Origin of the sequence: Massilia sp. CCM 8734 (assembly GCF_011682155.1) — a bacterium.
GTDB classification, from domain to species: Bacteria; Pseudomonadota; Gammaproteobacteria; order Burkholderiales; family Burkholderiaceae_D; genus Telluria_A; species Telluria_A rubra.
The window spans coordinates 55398-74297 of sequence record NZ_WHJI01000035.1 but is presented as its reverse complement, the minus strand read 5'-3'; the positions used below and the strand labels follow the sequence as shown (position 1 = coordinate 74297).

The 18900-nt window shown below is 67.2% G+C and carries 12 protein-coding genes; 6 read left to right on the top strand and 6 right to left on the bottom strand.

What is annotated here, in order from left to right; translation table 11 throughout:
• Positions 1-15 precede the first annotated feature (15 nt).
• The 4 genes from F2P46_RS26205 to F2P46_RS26185 all read right to left on the bottom strand — a co-directional run bounded on the left by F2P46_RS26205 (position 16) and on the right by F2P46_RS26185 (position 6650).
• Positions 16-3777: an AAA family ATPase gene (locus F2P46_RS26205; protein WP_166895786.1), complete on the bottom strand. Its 3762-nt coding sequence runs from the start codon at positions 3775-3777 to the stop codon at positions 16-18.
• Complete coding sequence (locus F2P46_RS26200; RefSeq protein ID WP_166895784.1) at positions 3774-5045, bottom strand: exonuclease SbcCD subunit D C-terminal domain-containing protein; 1272 nt, start codon at positions 5043-5045, stop codon at positions 3774-3776. The genes F2P46_RS26205 and F2P46_RS26200 overlap by 4 nt, the downstream gene beginning before the upstream one ends.
• Before the next feature lie 83 nt (positions 5046-5128).
• Complete coding sequence (locus F2P46_RS26195; protein WP_166895782.1) at positions 5129-5272, bottom strand: hypothetical protein; 144 nt, start codon at positions 5270-5272, stop codon at positions 5129-5131.
• A gap of 976 nt (positions 5273-6248) precedes the next feature.
• Positions 6249-6650, bottom strand: a complete 402-nt coding sequence (locus tag F2P46_RS26185) for a hypothetical protein (protein ID WP_166895779.1) — start codon at positions 6648-6650, stop codon at positions 6249-6251.
• Positions 6651-6987: 337 nt separating this feature from the next.
• Between F2P46_RS26185 and F2P46_RS26180 the strand changes: the two genes are divergently transcribed.
• Positions 6988-7872: a metallophosphoesterase gene (locus F2P46_RS26180; RefSeq protein ID WP_166895777.1), complete on the top strand. Its 885-nt coding sequence runs from the start codon at positions 6988-6990 to the stop codon at positions 7870-7872.
• A 202-nt stretch (positions 7873-8074) separates the two neighbouring features.
• Here F2P46_RS26180 and F2P46_RS26175 read toward each other — a convergent pair whose 3' ends face one another.
• Positions 8075-10981, bottom strand: a complete 2907-nt coding sequence (locus tag F2P46_RS26175) for a PAS domain S-box protein (protein ID WP_166895775.1) — start codon at positions 10979-10981, stop codon at positions 8075-8077.
• Between the two features lie 485 nt (positions 10982-11466).
• Between F2P46_RS26175 and F2P46_RS26170 the strand changes: the two genes are divergently transcribed.
• From F2P46_RS26170 to yiaA, 5 genes are all read left to right on the top strand, one after another.
• On the top strand, positions 11467-12081 hold the full coding sequence (locus F2P46_RS26170) for a hypothetical protein (RefSeq protein ID WP_208296779.1): 615 nt from the start codon (positions 11467-11469) through the stop codon (positions 12079-12081).
• Positions 12082-12240: 159 nt separating this feature from the next.
• Positions 12241-14808 (top strand): DUF349 domain-containing protein, encoded by a 2568-nt coding sequence (locus tag F2P46_RS26165; protein ID WP_166895773.1) that lies wholly within the window; start codon positions 12241-12243, stop codon positions 14806-14808.
• Positions 14805-15263 (top strand): molybdopterin synthase catalytic subunit MoaE, encoded by a 459-nt coding sequence (moaE, locus tag F2P46_RS26160; protein WP_166895771.1) that lies wholly within the window; start codon positions 14805-14807, stop codon positions 15261-15263. The genes F2P46_RS26165 and moaE overlap by 4 nt, the downstream gene beginning before the upstream one ends.
• Positions 15248-15634 carry a fluoride efflux transporter CrcB gene (gene crcB, locus F2P46_RS26155; protein ID WP_208296778.1) on the top strand — a complete coding sequence of 129 codons (387 nt, stop codon included), beginning with the start codon at positions 15248-15250 and terminating at the stop codon, positions 15632-15634. The genes moaE and crcB overlap by 16 nt, the downstream gene beginning before the upstream one ends.
• 21 nt (positions 15635-15655) lie before the next feature.
• Positions 15656-16090 carry an inner membrane protein YiaA gene (yiaA, locus tag F2P46_RS26150; protein WP_166895767.1) on the top strand — a complete coding sequence of 145 codons (435 nt, stop codon included), beginning with the start codon at positions 15656-15658 and terminating at the stop codon, positions 16088-16090.
• A gap of 64 nt (positions 16091-16154) precedes the next feature.
• Here yiaA and pepN read toward each other — a convergent pair whose 3' ends face one another.
• A complete protein-coding gene (pepN, locus tag F2P46_RS26145) occupies positions 16155-18800 on the bottom strand; it encodes an aminopeptidase N (protein WP_229509467.1) in 2646 nt (881 codons plus the stop codon).
• Positions 18801-18900 lie beyond the last annotated feature (100 nt).

The window sequence follows — 18900 nt, the reverse complement described above, 5'->3', positions numbered from 1 at the left end:
AACACGCCGGGCGGTTTATTGCACCGTCACGGTACTGGTGCCGCCGCCGCCCGGCTGCACCAGGATACGCGTTGCAATGCGCTCCGTCATCTCCTGCACATGCGAGATCACGCCGACCTTGCGGCCCATCGACTGCAAGCCGTCCAGCGCATCCATCGCCACCCGCAGCGTTTCGCTGTCGAGGCTGCCGAAGCCCTCGTCGATGAACAGCGACTCGACCCGCACCCGGTTCGACGATAGCGACGCCAGACCCAGCGCCAGCGCCAGCGACACCAGGAACGATTCGCCGCCCGAGAGTGAATTGACCGAGCGCACCTCGCCGCCCATGTCCTGGTCGCGCACCATCAGCCCGAGCGACGGCCCGGCGGCGTTGATCACGCGTTCGAGGCGATAGCGCTTGGCCAGGTGATGCAGGTGGCTGTTGGCGTACCCGAGCAGCACATCGAGCGTGAACTGCTGCGCGTAGTTGCGGAATTTCTTGCCGTCGGCCGAGCCGATCAACTCGTTCATCTTGCCCCAGCGCCGCTCGCGCAACTGCTGTTCCTCGATCTGCGCCATGACCGCCTGCGCCTGCGTGCGCCGCACGTCGTCCTGGGCGATCTGCAAACGCAGCGCGGCGGCGTCGCCGGCGGCCGCGTTGCGCTCGTCGACCAGCCGGGCCAGCGTGTGCTCCAGCAAGGCCTCGCTGGCGGCCGGATCGTCGCCATCCCGCTCGTGCCGCTCGTGCCGTTCGTGCAGTTCGCGCTGGGCGCGGCGTTCGGCCAGCACCGCCGCCGCGTTGGCGCTGCGCTCGTCGAGCGCCTGCAAGGCGGCGCGCTCCCGCATGATGACGCCGGCGTCCTCCGCCAGCAGTTCGACCAGGCGCGCGCCATCGGCCACGCTCTCCAACGCCCGATGGCGTTCGCCGTAGGTGGCCAGCCATTGCGCCAGCCGCTCGCTCACCTGCTGCCTGCCGGTCTGCGAGGCGGTGAGCCGGGCGCCAAGGTGCAGCAGCGCGTCGCGCGCGCGCGTTTCGGCTTGCGCCGCTTGCTGGGCGGCGCTTTGCTGCTGCGCCAGCGCGGCGCGGGCCGCATCGACGGCGCCGGCCAGCTGCGCCTCGATCTCGCGCACCGGCTGCCCGCCCCACAGCGCGGCGCGCTGCGCATGCATGGCCCGGACCTCGGCGTCGATCCGCGCAAAGTCGGCGTCGGCGCCGGCACTGGCCTGGCGCGCGCGTTCCAGGTCGCCGGCCGCCGCCAGATTGGCCGCTTCCAGCGTCAGGATCGTTGCGGCGCGGCTGGCGTGCAGCGCCGATTGCGTGCGCCATTGCTGCGCTTCGGCGGCGCGCGCGTCGCGAAACGCCGCTGCATCGCGCCGCCATGCGCTGGTCCAGTCGCCGCTCAAGGCGGGGTCGAGTTCGTCCAGCAGCTGCGCCAGGGCGCTTGCCGCGCGGGTGCGCTTGTCCGACAGCGCTGCGTGCTGGACGCTGGCCTGGGCCAGGGCGGTGCGCCCCGCGCTTGCGGCTTCCTGCAGGCGCGCGTGGGCGCTGTTGGCCGTATCGCAGGCGCGCTGCGCGGCGTCGCGCGCGCTGGCGGCCGTGCGCGCGGCGCGTTCGCGTTCGTCGAGCTGCTGCGAGCGCGCCTTGAGCGCGGCCACTTCGCCGACGAACCACGCGCCGCGTGCGGTTTCTTCGGGAGCGACGTCGGCCAGGGCGTGCTCGTTCCATGCTGCGTGAGCCTCCGCCAGGGTGGCGTCGAGCAGCTCGTGTTCGCGCACGCTGGCGTCGAGCTGGTCGCTGGCGGCCGCAGCGAGCGCGCGTTCGGTGGCCTGGGCCGACAGGTTCTCTTGCAGCGCGGCGCGGCACGCGGCCACTTCCGCGCGCAGGCTGCCCAGCATGGCGCGCAGGCCCGCATCCTGGTGCTGGTACGGGTGCTCGGCGCTGCCGCACACGGGACAGGGCTGGCCCTCATCGAGGTTGGCGCGCAGGTCGACGACGCTGTCGGCGCACGCCAGCTCGGCGATCTTGAGCGAGCGCTCGGCCTGGGCCAGTGCCGCTTCGAGCGCGCCGGCGGCCCCCGCGCGCGCGTCCAGCGCGTTGTCGGCGGCGGTGATCGCGCCGCGCGCACGCGCCGCATTGGCGGCGGCCTGGCGCAGGCGCTCGCGCGTCGCGTTCACGCCGGTCCAGATTTTCTCGGCCTCGACCAGGCTGTCGCGATGCCGGTCGAGCGCCGTGCGTTCGGCGCGCAGCTGGTCGGCGTCGACGGCGTCGAGCGCGCTGATGGCTTGCTGGCGCGTGGTCTCTAACGCTTGCAGTTGCTGGGTCGATTGCGCCAGCGCTTCGGCGGCGCGCGCTTCGCTGTCGGTGGCGGCCAGCATGGCTTGCTGCGCCGCGTCCAGGCCGGCGGCGCTGGCGCTGTCCTGCTCAGCGGCCTGCGCGGCCTGGGCGAACAGCGTGTCCCAGCGCGGCCACCCGGTAGCCAGTACTTCCCAGTCGCTTTGGCACACCAGCCAGTCGGCGCCTTGCTGGTGCGCGCTGCGCAGCGCGGCCAGTTCGGCGCCTTTCGCTTCCAGTGCGGCGCCGGCCAGGGCGGCGTCGCGCGTGGCGTGCTCGCGCACCTGCGCCGCCTTGGCGTGCGACGGTTTGAGCGCCGCGATGCTGGCGTCGAAGGCCTTGGCCTGGTCCAGCTGTGGCGCACTGGCGCGCAGGGCCTGTTCCTTGTCCTGCAAGGCGGCGCTGGCGCCAGCGAAAGCGACGGTCGCGCCTTGCAGCGTGTCCTGGGCGCGTTGCAGCTCGCCGCCGCCAGCCGCCAGCGCTTGCTCGATGGCGGCGAGGTCGGCGTCGAGCCGGGCCTGTTCGGCCAGCAGCGCGCGCGCCGGTTGCAGCGCGTCCAGCGTGGCGAGGTGGCGCCGGCGCGCCTCGGCTTGGGTGGCGTCGGCGTGGGCGCTGGCCAGCGTTTCCTCGGCCAGCAGCTCGTTGCGGCGCAGGCGCGCACGCTCCTGGTGCCAGCGCAGTTGATGCTCGAGCAGGGCCTTGCGCTGGTCCAGCGCCGCCAGGGCGATGTCGGCGGCGGCGCTGCGTTCGTCGATGCCGGCGCGCGCCTCGGCGGGCAGCGGGGCCTGGTCGGCCAGGCGCGCGGTGAGGCGTTCCAGTTCTTTTTGTTCGTTCCGGAAGCGCTCGAATGCGCGCTTTGAAATGGCGGTGTAGATGGCGCTTCCGGTCAAGGTCTCGAGCAGCTCGCCCCGGTCGTTTTCCTCCGTCTTCAGGAAGGCGGAAAATTCGTTCTGCGCCAGCAGCACGGCGCGCGTGAACTGTTCGAACGAGAGCCCGATACACTTGGTAATCTCGTCGAGCACTTCGGTTTTTGTTCCACCGAGCGCGATCAGCTCCGGCAAGCGCTGAAGGCTCATGGCCGAGGGCTGCAGGCCGCCGCCGGCCTTGCCGCGCGAGCGCCGCACGCTCCAGCGCGCGCGGTAGCGCAACTGGTCGTTCCCGACGAAGTCGACTTCGGCATATGCCTCGCCCGCGCCACGCCGCAACAAGGTGCGCGGATCGTGGGCCGAGACGGTGTCCTGGCCCACATCGGGCAGCACGCTGCCGTTGCGCACGATCTTGAGCAGCCGTGGCGTGGCGTTGTACAAGGCCAGGCAGAGGGCGTCGAGCAGGGTGCTTTTGCCCGCGCCGGTGGGGCCGCTGATGGCGAACAGGCCGGCCGCGGCGAGCGGCTCCTGTTCGAAGTCGACGCAAAATTCGCCAGCCAGCGAAGCGAGGTTCCTGCCGCTGATTTTGAGGATCTTCATGCGTCGTCCCCGTGCGCGCCGGGCAGCATCAGCTCCGCAAAAGCGCTGAGCTGGTCGGGCGGCGCCTCGTCGCCGAACTTCTGGCGGTACAGGCGGCGAAAAATATCATCCGGCTGGATCTGCGCTAACTGCTCGAGCGAGAGCACCGTGCCCGCCTCGCCCGCGCCATTGTGCTTGCGGGTCGGTTCGATTTTCGCCAGGCGCACCGGTTTGCCGGCGATGGCCGCTTCGACCCGGCCGCGCAGGCCCGGTTCTGGCGCGTCCAGCAACACCCGTACCTCCAGAAAGGGCTGGGCCGGCAGCGGCAAGTCTTCCAGGTCGAGCGCCGCGAGCGCGGCCAGTGCTTCTTCCAGGGGCGCCGGTTGGGCCGGCACGCGCAGCAGGTCGACCGCGCGCGGCACCAGCAGCGGTTCGACCTTGACGGCGCCGTCGATCAGGTCGACGCGCAAAACCTGGTGCTGGTAGGCCACTTCGGAGAACGACAGCGGCAGCGGACTGCCGCTGTAGCGCACCTGCTCCTTCTGGCCGACGCGCTGCGCCAGGTGCAGGTGGCCCAGCGCGGCATAGGCGATGGCCGGATCGAACATCGCCGCCGGCAGCGCTTCGGTGCCGCCGATGACGATGCGGCGCTCGGAGTCGAGCGAGGCCTGGCCGTCGACCATGTGACAGTGACCCATCGCGACGACCACCTGGCCGTCTTCGCAACGCGCTTTGGCCAGCGCGAACACCTGCTGGTAGAGCAGGGCGATGCCGTTCAGGTAGGGGTCGGGCGGCGGCGCTTCTGTCGCCGGCGCCACCGGCTCGGGCGGCGCCAGGCGCGGCACATCGCCCGGGCGCAGGAAGGGCACGGCGATGCACCACGCCGCCACCTCTCCGGCCGCGTCGTGCAGCGGCACGATCAGGCGTTCGAGGTCGATCTCGCCGTCGCGCCGGCGCGCCACGTGGCCGACCACGGTGGTGCCGTAGGCTTCGAGCAGCGGCGCGGGCGCTTCCAGGCGGCCGGGCGAATCGTGGTTGCCGGCGATGATGACGATGTCGAGCAAGGGTGCGCGGGTGCGGGCCTGCTGCAAGAAACGGTACAACTGCTTTTGCGACGCGGCGGACGGATTGGCGGTGTCGAACACGTCTCCGGCGACCAGCAGCGCGTCGGGGCGCTCCAGCACGATGATGTCGAGCAGCCAGTCGAGAAAACACTGGTGCTCATAGGTGCGGTCGTGATTATGGAGAGTCTGGCCCAGATGCCAGTCGGAAGTGTGCAGCAGGCGCATAGGTGTGTTGAGGCGAGGAACAGGCGCTCAATATAGCGCAATATGGCGATGCACGACCGGCGCCGGCGCAGGGGGCGGCGCGCTCACTTGAGAAAGCGGCGCAGAAAAGCCAGCGCGGCGCGGCCGTCACCCCACGCGACAAATGTTCCGGCCGCCGACAGTCCCGCGTCGTGCAGCCGGCTGATTTGTGTTTCTGCGCCGTCATGGCGGGGGCGGCGGAACGACATTAATGACCCGTACGATGGTTTGCGTGTCAAGTTCATAGGGAACACGAATGTTTGAGCCGACAAAATCCTTTGTAAAATGCATGCGCGCGCAACTGTTCCAGGAGCGGTGCGCCAGCAATCAGCTCCATCCATGAGATAGCGCTGATGGCAGGGTTGGCATAATAGTCCAGCTCTTGACGGGCTTCCGGAATACCCTTCAAAGCATCGACAAGAATGTTTGTGTCAAATAAGACTAACCCCATTCGTCCCTCATTGCCTTTTGAAATTGAAGACCCTCGGGTATATCATCGCGATCTTTCCAAATTCCAAACATCTCCTTGAGTACCGCAGTACGTCTCTGACGTATGCTCTTCAAGGCATCGTCAGATGACTCTGGCTTCTCCACCGGAAGATGAACTTCCGGGGGAGAAAGCAGTCCCGCTTCGAAGGGGGGCTGTCGACGCGCAGGCGCAACTGCTCATGTTTACCTTCGCTCTCGATTTGGCAAGTGATCGACATGCGAGCTTGCGGAACCGAATTGCTCGTCCCCGTCTCTGGTCGATAGGTATAGAGAATTTGATAGACTTTTCTGTCTTCAACAATTTTCCCCGTTGTATGCACGGTCGTCACGTAGCTCAGATGGAAATGCGTCGAGTAGGATGGCGGCGGGACTGTGCGGGCCGCCTGATCCCCGCTTTCATCCGGCGACGCGCTTGCTGGAGAGGACCTATCTGTGCCCCTCGCGGTATCACCACTGCTTTGATTTAGTGAGCTCATGCGTTGTCCCCCCGGTTGTCCATGCATGCCGCATCAGTCTAGCGCAATTGAGCCGGCGTGCCCCGTGCGCCTGTGGCGCCTCGTAGCGAGGATCTGGGAAAATGCCAGGTGATTGCCTGCGATAGAAGTTGGACAGGCGCGCTTCGCTGAAGTTCCCGCCCAGCGCCGGTCCGCTCACGTTCAGTCAGGATGTGGCGGGAGATGAGGCCGAAGCGCGATGCTACTCGTCGTCGGTCGTAAACGGAAACGCGCCAATGAAGATTGGGTCGTCCGCAATGGGGCGGGTCACCTGTGCAGGGTCATAAGCAAATTCGTACTGCAGAACCACCCAGCGCGCTTGAAGACACCCCTTTCCACCCGCGACCCGCAAGACGTCCGCCATGAACGATTTGGAGTAAGAAATATCTTTCAGCAGGGATTGCAACGCCACCTCGTCGAAATCGAAACTATTCGCTTCCTGATCGTCGAGGCGGTAATAGCCGACGCCACAAAGCTCTTGCAGTATGTCGACGCGTGGTGCGTGCCGTGCGTCCGTCTTGCCCACCCAAACGGACACAAAGCCATCCCTTTCAAAGTCTTGGGTGTAAAAATCATCATCGTCAGTGCGATCTGGTGTGCTCATTTTTTCTCGATGTCGACAACTTCTCCAGGCTTTGCACCTGCATGCATGCCGACGAACGCTACGCAAGCGGTTGCAGGGTACGGCCAGTATTTTAGTCCGTTGGCCTTCGCACCCGCCATGTATTTGAGCTTGTGCCCGCTCAGCGGCCGTCCTGGCGCCCCTGCTACAGTCAAACCGGACGGCCAACCGGGAGGACTGCCATGTTTGCTCGACTGACACATTGGATCTGCGCGCTTCTGTGCGCCGCGCTGGCGCTGCCGGCAGCTGGCGCGGTGCGCTTCCTGGCCCTGGGCGACGCTGGCGAAGGCAATCGCGCCAGTACGCGAACGGCAAGGCCATGGCGGCCTTGTGCGCGCGCAAGGGCTGCGATTTCGTGATCTATCTGGGCGATAATTTCTACGGGAAAGGCATCACCGGCCCGGACGATCCCCAGTTCCAGCAAAAGTTCGAATTGCCCTACGCCGGCCTCGACCTGCCGTTCTATGCCATGCTGGGCAACCACGACTATGGCGATCCGCCCCTGGACTACTGGAAGCCGCAGTTCCAGGTCGCCTACACCTGGCGCTCGGCGCGCTGGAAAATGCCGCACCCGTTCTATCACGTCCAGAAAGACGAGGTGGCCCTGTTTGCGCTCGACACCACCGGCTACCTGCAGGGCGTCAACACCGATACGCAGCGCGCCTGGCTGGCCGGCGCGCTGGCGATTTCCGGGGCCAGGTGGAAGATCGTGGCCGGCCACCATCCCTACCTGTCCAACGGCCAGCACGGCAATGCGGGCAACTATGAAGGGTGCGGCAATGTTTGCCCGGAAATTGTCAACGGCGCGCCCCTCAAGCGCCTGTTCGAGGACGTCATCTGCGGCAACGCCGACATCGTCCTCAGCGCCCACGACCACAACCTGCAATGGCCGACGGCGCGCTGCGGCACGCAGTTCATCATCTCCGGCGCCGGCTCGAAAACCACGCGCCTGGTCGGACGCGACGCCAATCCGGTGCACTTCGCCTACGACCGCAGCCCCGGCTTCCTGTGGGCCAGCATCGACGGCGAGCGTTTCAGCGCCGAGTTTTACGACCTCCATGGCACGCTGCTGTACCAGCGCAGCATCACCAAGGCCGCGCCACCGCCCTGGCGCTGCCTGCGGCCGTGGCCCGGTTACGCCGGATGCCTGCCGGCGCAATTGCTCCCCAGTGGCAGCAGCCCTCCCGCCGACACGGCCCAATGACGCCCAACAATGTAGCGCCGGCACGACGAAGAAATAGACTAGCGGCAAGTGGAAGGCAATATCCTGACTCGCCCAGGCGTGGCGGACGTCCGCATGCACGCCTGCCGCCAACGCGATGATGCCAACGCATGAACCATGCGCACGGCTCCAGGCCAGGATGCGTGGCTGCCGCAAGCGTATTGCAACACCGGTCGGCGCGCTCTCAGGCCGCCGCGCGCCAGGTATTGCGCCCGGCCTGCTTGGCCTGGTACAGCTGCATGTCGGCCAGCTGCAGCAGCGCGTCCGGGTCCGGCGTGCCGCCGCTGAAGTAGGCCAGCCCGATGCTGGCCGAGACCGACACCGTGACCATGCCCAGCTCGAACGGCGCCTGCATCGCGCCAACGATCTTGGCCGCGATCGCCTGCGCGTCTTCCGGGCGCGCCAGCTTTTCCATGATGATGGTGAATTCGTCGCCGCCCAGGCGCGCCACCGTGTCGCTGGCGCGCAGGGTCTGCGCCAGGCGCGCCGAAAACGCCTTGAGCAGGGCGTCGCCCACATGGTGGCCATGGGTGTCGTTGACCGGCTTGAAATGGTCGATGTCCATGTACATCAGCGCCATCAGATGGCCGTCGTCGGCGCTCTCGCGCATGGCCAGGCTGAGTTTATGCAAAAAGCCGGCGCGGTTGGCCAGCCCGGTCAGCGCGTCGACCTGGGCCAGCTTGAGCAGGCGCTTCTTCTCGCGCTTTTGCGAGGTGATGTCCTGGCGCATGACGTGAAAGCCGACCACCGTCACGCCGTCCTCGCCCAGTTGGGGAATGTAGGTCACTTCCAGCGCACGCTCGCTGCCTTCGCGCTCGTCGTGTTCTTCGAACACCAGGGTCTCGCCGCCGAGCGCGCGCAGGATGTACGGTTCGAGCGTGGCGAAGCGCTTTTCGCCGACGGTCTGGCGCACCGTCATGCCCGGCACCTGGGTGCCGCCGCGCCCGAACTCGCGGTCGTAGGCCAGGTTGTGGAAGCGGTAGACCTGGTTGGCGTCGATGTAGGCCACCATGGCCGGCAAGGTGTCGGCGATGGTGCGCAGGCGCGCCTCGCTTTCGCGCAGCGCCATCTCGGCTTCGCGCAGGGTGGTGATGTCGTCGACGGTGCCCACGAAGCCTTCGATGCGCCCGCCGATGCGCACCGCCGCCACCTTGAGCGAGGCCCATACCAGGCTGCCGTCGGGATGCAGGCAGCGCACCACTTTCTTGAACGGCTCGGCGTTCCTGCTCTGGTGCCGGAAGATGGTGTCGAGGCTGTCGCGCTCCTCGGGCAGCAGCGCGTCTTTCCAGCCGCCGCCCAGCGCCCGCTCGCGCGTCACGCCGGTGATCGTTTCGAACATGCGGTTGACGTAGGTGCATTGGCCGCGCAGGTCGGCGCGGATCAGGCCGAGCGGCGAGGCGTTGGTGATCGCGGTCAGCTGCGCTTCGCTGTTGCGCAGGTTCTGGTCCTGTTCATGGCGCCGCGTGACGTCTTCGGCGATGCATAAAATGTATTCGATGACGCCGTCGTTGTCGAACAGCGGCACCGACACCGTGTGCAGGTAGCGCAGTTCGCCGTCGGGACGACGCAGCGGTTTTTCGGGCAGGTCGACCGCCGCCGGACTGGCCAGCATGGCGCGGTCTTCTTCGGGACTGCACAGGGCGAAGTCAGGCGCGAAGGCGGCGCAGTCGGTCTGGCCGATCACGTCGTCGGCGGCGTAGCCGGTGGCCGCTTCGGCCGCCTTGTTCCACACCACCATGGTGCCGAAGCTGGCCGGGCGCACGCTCTTGACGTAAATGAGCAGCGGCAGGTGTTCGATCAGCGACTGCAAAAAGCCGCGGTTGCCGCTGATTTCGAGTTCGGCCAGCTTGCGCGCGCTGATGTCGCGCCAGCTCACCGCCACGCCGGCCGGCAGCGGCACGATCTGATGGCGGATCCAGACCGGGCGTTCGCCCGGCGTGCGCAGTTCGACTTCTTCTTCCAGCGGGCGCGATTCGAGCAGCACCTGGGCGTAGCGCGTCAGGAACGGCGGGTCGACGTTGTGCGGCAGCAGCGGCAGGATGCCTTGCCCGGTGACGGCCGCCCGGGTGTGCCCGAGCAGGGCCGCGCCCTTGTCGTTGATGTCGGTGATGGTGAAGTCCACCACCTGGCCGTCGGCGTCGCGCCGCGCCTTGAGGAACATGACGCCATCGAGACTGCCCTCGGCCGCCGCGCGCGAGGTAGCCTGGGCGTCGCGCGCGGCGCGCATGCTGGCGCGCAGGCGCGCGCTCTGGCGCATCAGCAGCGCTGTGACCAGGGCGATCGCCAGGGTTGCGGCCAGCGCGATCGCCAGGTAGCGGATGCGGTGCCGTTCGAATTTTTCCATCGCGGCGCGCTCGGTGATGCCGACCACCGCCACCAGCGCGTAGCGGTCCATGTCGCTGTAGCTGTAGATGCGGGCGATGCGGTCCGGCGGCGCGTTCGGCACCAGTTCGTCCGACCCCTTGCTGTGCGCCCGAAAGCCGAGGCGTTCGCCCACGAACAGGTGCTCGCCGACGCGCCCGATGCTCAGTTGGGCATCGTGGGCCCACAGGAACAGGGCCGCTTCGTCGTCGACGTTGACGCGGTCGTAGTCGTCGACGAAATACAGCGGGTCGATCATGATCACGATGGCGCCGGCGAAGCGGCCGGCGCCATCGTTCAGGCGGCGCGCGATCTGGATCATCCATTTGCCGCTGCGCGGCTCCACCACCGGGGTCGAGAACTGGGGCGCGTCGCCGGCGCCGCGCGCGAGCGCCTCGAACCACGCCGCGCCGGAGGCGGCGCCGGCCTGGAAGCCGTTGGCGCTGTCGCGTATCGCGCCGTCGCGCCCGACCAGGGCCATCGGCAGATTGAGCTTGGCCGGCAGCACGCTGTCGAGCAGGCCGTTGCGCCGGCTGAATTCGGCCAGGCGCAGGGCGCCGTCGGTTTCCTCGAACTTGAGCTTGAACAGCTGGGTTGCGTGGTCGCTCTGGCGCAGGATGTGGCTGACGTGCTCCGACAGCACGCGCGCCAGCGCCTGGCTGGCCAGGACCGCGTCGTGATGGGCGGCGGCGCGCTCGACCCCCATCTGGTGAAACAGGGTGATCCACATGGACGCCACCAGCGCCAGCGCGAAGCAGGGGAGCAGCAGGACCCGGAACAGGCGCCTGGCTGATCGGCGAATTGCGCTGGCGGAAGGAATAGGCGTCCCCCTGATGGTTGAGCAGCATCAAAAGACTTGGCGCGGCTGCAAGTGCATGACATGCGGCCGCAGGCTAACTTACATTCTGCGCGCAAATACCGGTGATGTGGTTGGCGCACGCGAAAAAATCTTGGGTGCAAGAACATAGCGTGGCGTTTCGTTACTAAATGCTCTACGCTACGTTGCGATGTGCCGACAAGAAACGCGCTGATGGCACGCCCCTTGCGCTAGATCAAACGGATGGTGTCGGAGTTCTTTACACTGGTTTCTCCGGGCTGATGCAAAAGTTCATAAAGAACAACTCCAAGCCTGCCTGAACACACGACTCCAGCCAGGCTCCCGGGCGCTTGCAGCGTCCGGGTCTTGCGTATGCGGGCATCTTCTGAGGAGAACGAATGTTAACGGCGACATATACCCTGGTTGCACTGTCTGTCGAGCAAGCGAATATCCGCAAGCAAGTTCAGACTTTGCAAAAATTGCTACACTCGGCCTTCGCGCACCAGAATGCGCTGGCCGCCGGGCAGGTTGGCGCCGCATGCGAGATGGTCAAACGCCTGTACGAAAGTTGCCACTGGCGCAAAATCGACATGTTTTTGGTGCCGGCCATCCGCAAGACCAGCCCCGCCGCCGAGCGGCTGCTGCTCGACCTGGAAGAACTGGGCCGGGCCGCCGCCGACGCCGTGGGCGTGCTGGTGGTGCGCCTCGGTGTCACGGCGCTCGACACGTATGCCGGCGTGGCCCAGTTCTGCGCCGCGCTCGACGCCTTTTGCAGCGCCACGCTCAAACGCCTCGAACGCGAGGAGAAGGAACTGTTTCCGGTGGCGCGGGCGGTGATTTCCGGCGAGGCATGGTTTTCAATCGCCAACGAAATGCTGGTACATGATGCGTACGAGCAAGACCGCAAGCCGTCGCGCCCGGCCATCGGCACGGCCGGCTACGGGCAGGAGCGTGGAGTCGCCCGCACCGAAGACGCCGGACGGCGTCGCTTCGCCACCCATCTGGCCCACTGACGGCGGGCCGCGTCACCTGCGCCGGAGCGCTCCGGGCCGGCGCTTGCCAAGCCGGTGGCCGATGCCACCCGCGGTATCGGGCAGGAATACTCTAGCCGAGCGCGTGCTTTTCGCGCCATTCTTGCTATCATGGTGGTTTTGAATGGTTGATCTCACGTCATGTTCGAATTCCTTTTCAAGCGACCGGCCGACAAGTCCGACACCCCTGCCGGGAAGTCCGCGCAGGCGAGCCCGAATCCGGCGCCGCAGCCCTCGCAGACCAGCGTGCTGCGTGCCCAGCAGGCCGAAAAGGTAGCCGCGCTGGCCGGCGATGAAGCGGCCGCCGTCGAATTCATCCTGCAATCCGATTTTTCCGAGCTGCGCCTGGCTGCCGCCGAGCACGTCCATACAGCGGCCCAGCTCGAAAAAGTCCACGCCGCCATGCGCAACACCGACCGCCGCGTCGCCAAGCTCATGCAATCGCGCCTGGACGCGCTGCGCCACCACCAGGCCGAGCTTGGGCGTGGCCAGGCCTGCATCGACCAGGCCGAGGCCCTGCTCAAGGACGACAAGCTCTCGCCCAACCAGGTTGCCGACCTGGACCGCCGCTGGTCGGTGATCGCCGCCCCGGAACTGGCCGAGCAGTTCAACGCCATCCGCACGCGGCTGGCCCAGCGCCTCGAAGCGCAGGTGACCTTGCAGCGCGCCATGATCGACAGCCTCACCGCTTTGCGCGCCCTCGGCGCCAGCGACCTGCGCGCCGCCGACCTGGCCGAACGGCTCGACGCCATGGCGCAGGCGCAGGCCGCCGCCCTGGCCGCGCCGGAACACGCGTCGCTGCCGCGCAGCCTGACCAACGAATTCGCTTCCGAGCACGCGCGCCTGACTGCGTCGCTCGGCGCGCTGGAGCAGGGCCAGTCGGCCGTGATCGCGCGCGAAACCGCGCTCGCCGAATGGCGGGCCACGCCGCCCGGCGCGTTCAACCAGGAACAACTCAAAAAAGCCTGGCAGCAGTTGCCGCCGGCCGCGCCGGCCGAAGCGGCCGACCTGCAGCAGCGCTTCGAAGTGCTGCTTGCCTCGCTGCCGGCGCCGGTCGCCGCGCCGGGCAAGCCGGCCAGGGAGCCGCGCAAAAGCGCCCCCGCCCAGGCGCCCGACCAGCACTTCATCGATACGCTCGACGCCATGGAAGCGGCGCTGCAACAAGGTTCGCTCGGCAGCGCGGCCGAGATGGACAAGATCCTCAAGGACAGCAAGGGCACGCGCCTCACGCCGGCCCTGTCGGAGCGCCTGGCGCACGCGCGCGCCGAACTCAAACGCCTGTCGGACTGGGCGCGCTGGGGCGGCAACGTCTCGCGCGAAGAACTGATCAAGGCGGTCGAGCAGCTGACTACGCAAAAACTGGCGATGAGCGAACTGGCCAAGAAGGTCGGCAGCATGCGCGAACGCTGGAAGGCGCTCGACACCTTGTCGGGCGCCGCCCCCAAGAGCCTGTGGGAGCGCTTTGACGCCGCCTGCAGCGCCGCCTATGCGCCGGCCGCCGCCCACTTCAAGCACCTGGCCGACGAGCGCCACACCAACGCGGCCAAGGCGCAAGAGCTGATCGCCGAAGCGGCGCAGGAAACCGCCAAGCTGGCCGAAGGCGAGAGCGTCGACTGGAAGCACATGGCCGCCACCGTGCAGCGCATGCGCCTGGCGTGGAGCCACCTGGGCGCGATCGACCGCAAGGAAAAGAAGCGCCTCGACCACGAATTCACCGATGCGCTCAACACCTTGCAGGCGCCGCTGGAACAGCAGCGCAAGAACGAAGTGGCCGAACGCGAAGCCATGATCGCCCAGGTGGCCGCGCTCGACGCGCACGACCGCCACGCGCTCGACACCCTGCGCGCCTTGCAGGAACGCTGGCAGGAACACGCCCGGGCGCTGCCGCTCGAACGCAAGTCCGAGCAGGCCCTGTGGCAGAAATTCCGCGCCGCCTGCGACGCCGTCTTCGCGCGCCGTAAAGAAAGCGCCAACGCCGCCGACGCCGAACGGCGCAGCCACCAGGAAGCCAAGGACGCCATCAGCGCGCGCCTCGAACACGCCGCCGGTGAGCCGGACGCCGTCGCCCACGCCGCCAGGCTGCTGCGCGAAGCGGCGGCCGAATGGAACGCCATCGGCGCCGTCCCGCGCGCCAACGAAGCGAAGGTCGACAAGCGTTATCACGCCGCCATCGCCGCGTTGCAGCACCATGTCGACGCCGCCAAGCGCGAGGCCAGCCGCGCCCAGGCCAGCGCGCTGCGCGACAAGCTGCGCCTGTGCCAGGAACTCGAAGCCCAGGTTGCCGCCGGCGGCGAGCAGGCCGACAGCTGCGACTGGGCCGCGCGCTGGAGCGCCTTGCCGGCGCTGGACGCCACCTACGAACGCACGCTCAAGGCGCGATTCGATGCGGCGCTGGCGGCGAGCGGCGACGGCCGTGCCGCCTTTGCCGCGCTGCTCGAGAAGAACAGCGCGCCGCTGCTGCACGAAATCCTGCGCCTCGAAATCGTCGCCGGCATCGACAGCGGCAGCGAATTTGCGCGCGAGCGCCTCAAACTCCAGGTCGAGACCTTGCAATCGTCGCTCAAGTCCGGGCAAAAGCCGGGCAACCAGGCGGCCCATTTCCTGCAGCTGTGCGCCATGCCGGCGCTGGTCGACGACCGCACCGCCTCGCGCATCGACCACCTGTTCACGCGCATTGCCAGGGACGACAAATCGAAGGCCGGCAAATGATGGCGGTGCGGGTCCAGGCCGCCGACTTCGACCTGAGCACCGAAATGGCGGCCCTGCGCGCGCAGGATGCGCGCATCGGCGCGGTGGTCAGCTTTGTCGGCACGGTGCGCGACATGAACGACGGCGCCAGCGTGGCCGCGATGGAGCTCGAACACTATCCGGGCATGACCGAACAGGCGCTGGAAAAGATCGTGGCGCAGGCCGGCCAGCGCTGGCCCTTGTACGGCGCGCTGGTGGTGCACCGGGTCGGGCCGCTCGCGCCGCTCGACCAGATCGTGCTGGTGGCGTGCAGCGCCGCGCACCGCGGCGAAGCGTTTGCCGCCTGCGAATTCATCATCGATTACCTCAAGACCGACGCCCCGTTCTGGAAGAAGGAACAAACCCCGGACGGCGCGCGCTGGGTCGACGCGCGCGTGAGCGACGACGCGGCGCTGGCCAAATGGGCCGCCGGGTGAACTTTGTCGCCGTCGGCGTAGGAGCCGCGCTCGGTGCGTGGCTGCGCTGGGGACTGGCATTGTGGATGGGCGCCTGGCACCCGAAGCTGCAACTCGGCACCCTGGCCGTGAACCTGGCGGGCGGCTACCTGATCGGGGTGGCGCTGGGCTTTTTTGGCGCGCATCCGCAGCTGCCGCCCGAATGGCGCCTGTTCGCGGTGACCGGTTTCCTGGGCGGGCTGACCACGTTTTCCACTTTTTCAGGCGAGGCGATGGTGCTGCTCGAACGCGGCGACTATGGCTGGGCGCTGGCGCATGCGTCCCTGCACCTGGCCGGATCGCTTATCTGCTGTATCGCCGGCCATGCCAGCTGGCGCGCTTTGTCCACGTGATGTCAAACCAAGGAGAATTGAATGTCCAAGCAACTGCCGCAACGTCCTACCGGGGCCTTTATCGGCGCATCGTGGGCAGCCCTGTTCGTCGGCGCCGGTACCTACCTGGTCGGGCTGTGGAACTCGACGATGCAGCTCAATGAGCGCGGTTACTACTTTACCTTGCTGATGTACGGACTGTTCGCCGCCGTGTCGCTGCAAAAGTCGGTGCGCGACCGCCTCGAAGGCGTCAAGGTGACGGGCATTTACTTTGGGCTGTGCTGGGTGTCCTTGCTGTTGTCGGTGCTGCTGCTGACGGTGGGCCTGTTTAACGCCACCCTGGCGCAGAGCGAAAAGGGCTTTTTCGCGATGTCCTTCGTCCTGAGCCTGTTCGCGGCGGTGGCAGTGCAAAAGAATGTGCGCGACGTGTCGCTGTCGCAGGAAGCGACCGGCTACGTCGACCCGGGCAAGGAATAAGCCCGGGTTTGAGTTATCCCGGCCGGGCCATCGCGGCCCGGCCCCTGCGCCGTAGCTTACCCCGTTACTCCTGCGGGAATTTCATCGCCTTCCTCACCGCCAGGCAGCGCCGCTCGTTTTCATGCTGTTCGCGCAGCGCGCGCATGGTCCCTTCCGATAATCCCTTCAACTCCTTGCCGGCCCTGGCCAGGCGCGCCACGCTGGCCGGCGTGCAGTTCTTCGGAATCAGGTTCGCGGCCCAGGCGCGCATGTAGACCGGGCCGGCGGCCTTGTCCAGCGCCGGCAGCTGGCGCAGGCGCTCGGCCGCGCTCATTTCGCTCAGCACGCGCTGCCCGGTCGGATACAGGCTTTCCATCGCCGTGCGCACGCGCGCGAACGGCAGCGGGGTTTTCAAGTCCATGATCGTGGCCAGCCACTGCTGCTTGACGGCGGGGTCGGGCCGGATCACGGTGGCGCGCAGCGCGGCCGCCTGGCCGGCGTCGGAATTGTCGCGCGCCTGTTCGGCCGCGATGAGCGCCACGCTGCCGGCGTAACCGGCGCGGCTGAGCGCTTCGATGATCTTCCAGCGCAGGTCCTGGTCCAGCGGCACGCCACCGAGCACCGTCCCGCCATGGAGGATCGACAGCAGCCGCTCTTGCGCTTGCACGGTGGTGGCCGCGTCCAGGTAGGCGTCCATCCATTGGTGCGTGAAGTTGGCGTTGCCCTTGCTCGCTTCGACTCCGCGCCACATCATCGCTTCGAGTGCGGCGGTGGTCTTTTGCGCGTAGCGCGGCGGCGCGTGCATCACATCGATGTAGTGCTTGGCTTTCGCCACCTTGGTCAGCACGTCGCCCAGCAGCTTGTAGTCTGTTTCGAGCGGGGCGTTGGCCAGCGCGGTCTGGATGAATCTGTCCAGCGGCAGTTCGCCATCGCGCACGCCATCCCACAGGCTTTGCCACATCATCGCGCGCAGCAGCGGCTCGTCGATGGCGCCCAGGTGCGCGCTGGCGGAGGCGAACGAGCGCTGGTCCAGCTTGACCTTGACGTAGCCCCAGTCCTGGTAGTTCGGATACACCAGGTCGGGGCAGGCGCTGCCCACCAGTTCAGGCACGCCGGTGGCGGCACCCTTGTACGTGACGGCCACGGTCTTGCCGCGAGCGAGTTTGCCGCCATCGAGCACGAAAGTGGCGACCTGCACGCGTTGCTCGCGCAGCGTCGGCAGCGCGGGCGGGGCGCTTTGGCGCAGGGTGAAGCTGGCCACTTTGCCGGCCTGGCAGCGATAGTCGGCCGCCAGCGTGTTCACGCCGGCCTTGTACAGCCATTGCCGGGTCCACGGCGTGAGATCGCGCCCGGCGGCGTCGCCCAGGCTGCCGATGAAGTCGCCCAACTGCGCGTTCTTGTACTGGTACTTGACGAGGTAGTTGTGCACGCCCTTGCGGAACACCTCTTCGCCCAGCAGGTGGCGCAGCTGCTTGAGGGTGGACGCGCCTTTCGAATAGGTGATCGCATCGATGTTATCGAACGCGTTGGCGCTCGACGCCACCGGCACCTCGATCGGGTGCGTGGCCGGGCTCTGGTCCTGCACGTAGGCTTGCTGCTTGCCTTCGGCGTAGAAGGTTTGCCAGGCGCCGCTGAATTCGGTCGATTCGGCCGTCGCCATGGTGGCCATGAAGGAGGCGAAGCTTTCGTTGAGCCACAGGCCGTTCCACCATTTCATGGTCACCAGGTCGCCGAACCACTGGTGCGCCATTTCGTGCAAGATGACTTCGGCCAGGCTTTCGCGCTGGGCGTCGGTCATGGCCGCCTTGTACAGGAAACCGTTTTCGGCGAAGGTGACCGCCGCCGCGTTTTCCATGGCGCCGTACAGGAAGTCCGGCACCATCAGCTGGTCGTATTTTTCGAACTGGTAGGGGATGCCGAAGTAATTGTCGAAGTAGGCCAGGCCCTGTCTGGTGTACTTGAACCAGTCGGCGGGCGACACCTGGGCGGCCACCGACTGGCGCGCGAACAGGCGCATCGGATACGGGCCGCTGTTGTCTTCCCAGACCTTGTACGGGCCGGCGTGCATCGAAAAATTGTAGGCCGACAGTTGCCTGGTGGCCGGGAAGGTCCAGCGCCGCGTGGCGCCGCGCTCTTCGATGGCGCTTTCGCGTTTGGTCGAGACCACCTGCCAGTCGGCCGGCGCGGTTACCGTCAGCTGGTAGGTCGCCTTCAGGTCGGGCTGGTCGAACAGGGCGAACATCTGGCTCGCCGCCGCCGGCTCGAAGTGCGAGTAGGTGTAGACCTTGCCGTCGACCGGATCGAGCATGCGGTGCAGGCCTTCGCCATTGGTGCTGTGCGCGCGTTGGTAGGTCACGGTGATGCTGTTGCGTCCCACCTTCAGGTCGCGCGCGGCGATCGTGAGGTAGGCCTGGTTGTACTGCGGCGCGAGCGCCACGCCGTTGACGGTGAGGCTGGCGATGGTGGCCTTGTCCAGGTCCACCCGGATCGGCGCGCGCGTGTCCGCCAGGTCGAACTGCAAGGTACTGGCGCCGTCGAAGGTCTCTTTGCCGCTCAGCGTAAAGTCGAGCACATAGGCCACGTTGGCGATGCGCTGGGAGCGCGCCATGGCGTCGGCCTGGGTCAGCGCGTCGGTGCGCGCGGGCGCCGCTGGTGGCGCCCCCGCGCAGGCGGCGCTGGCCAGGAGGAGGGCGCCCACGGCGCTGAAGCGGGAAATAGACGAAGCAGACAAGGCGGCAGTCCAATAAAGGTTTCAATGATGCAAGAATATCATGGGAAACACCGTGGCCGGGAAGGGGCGTCTTGAAAAAAACGGCCGTGGCCCAATCTTT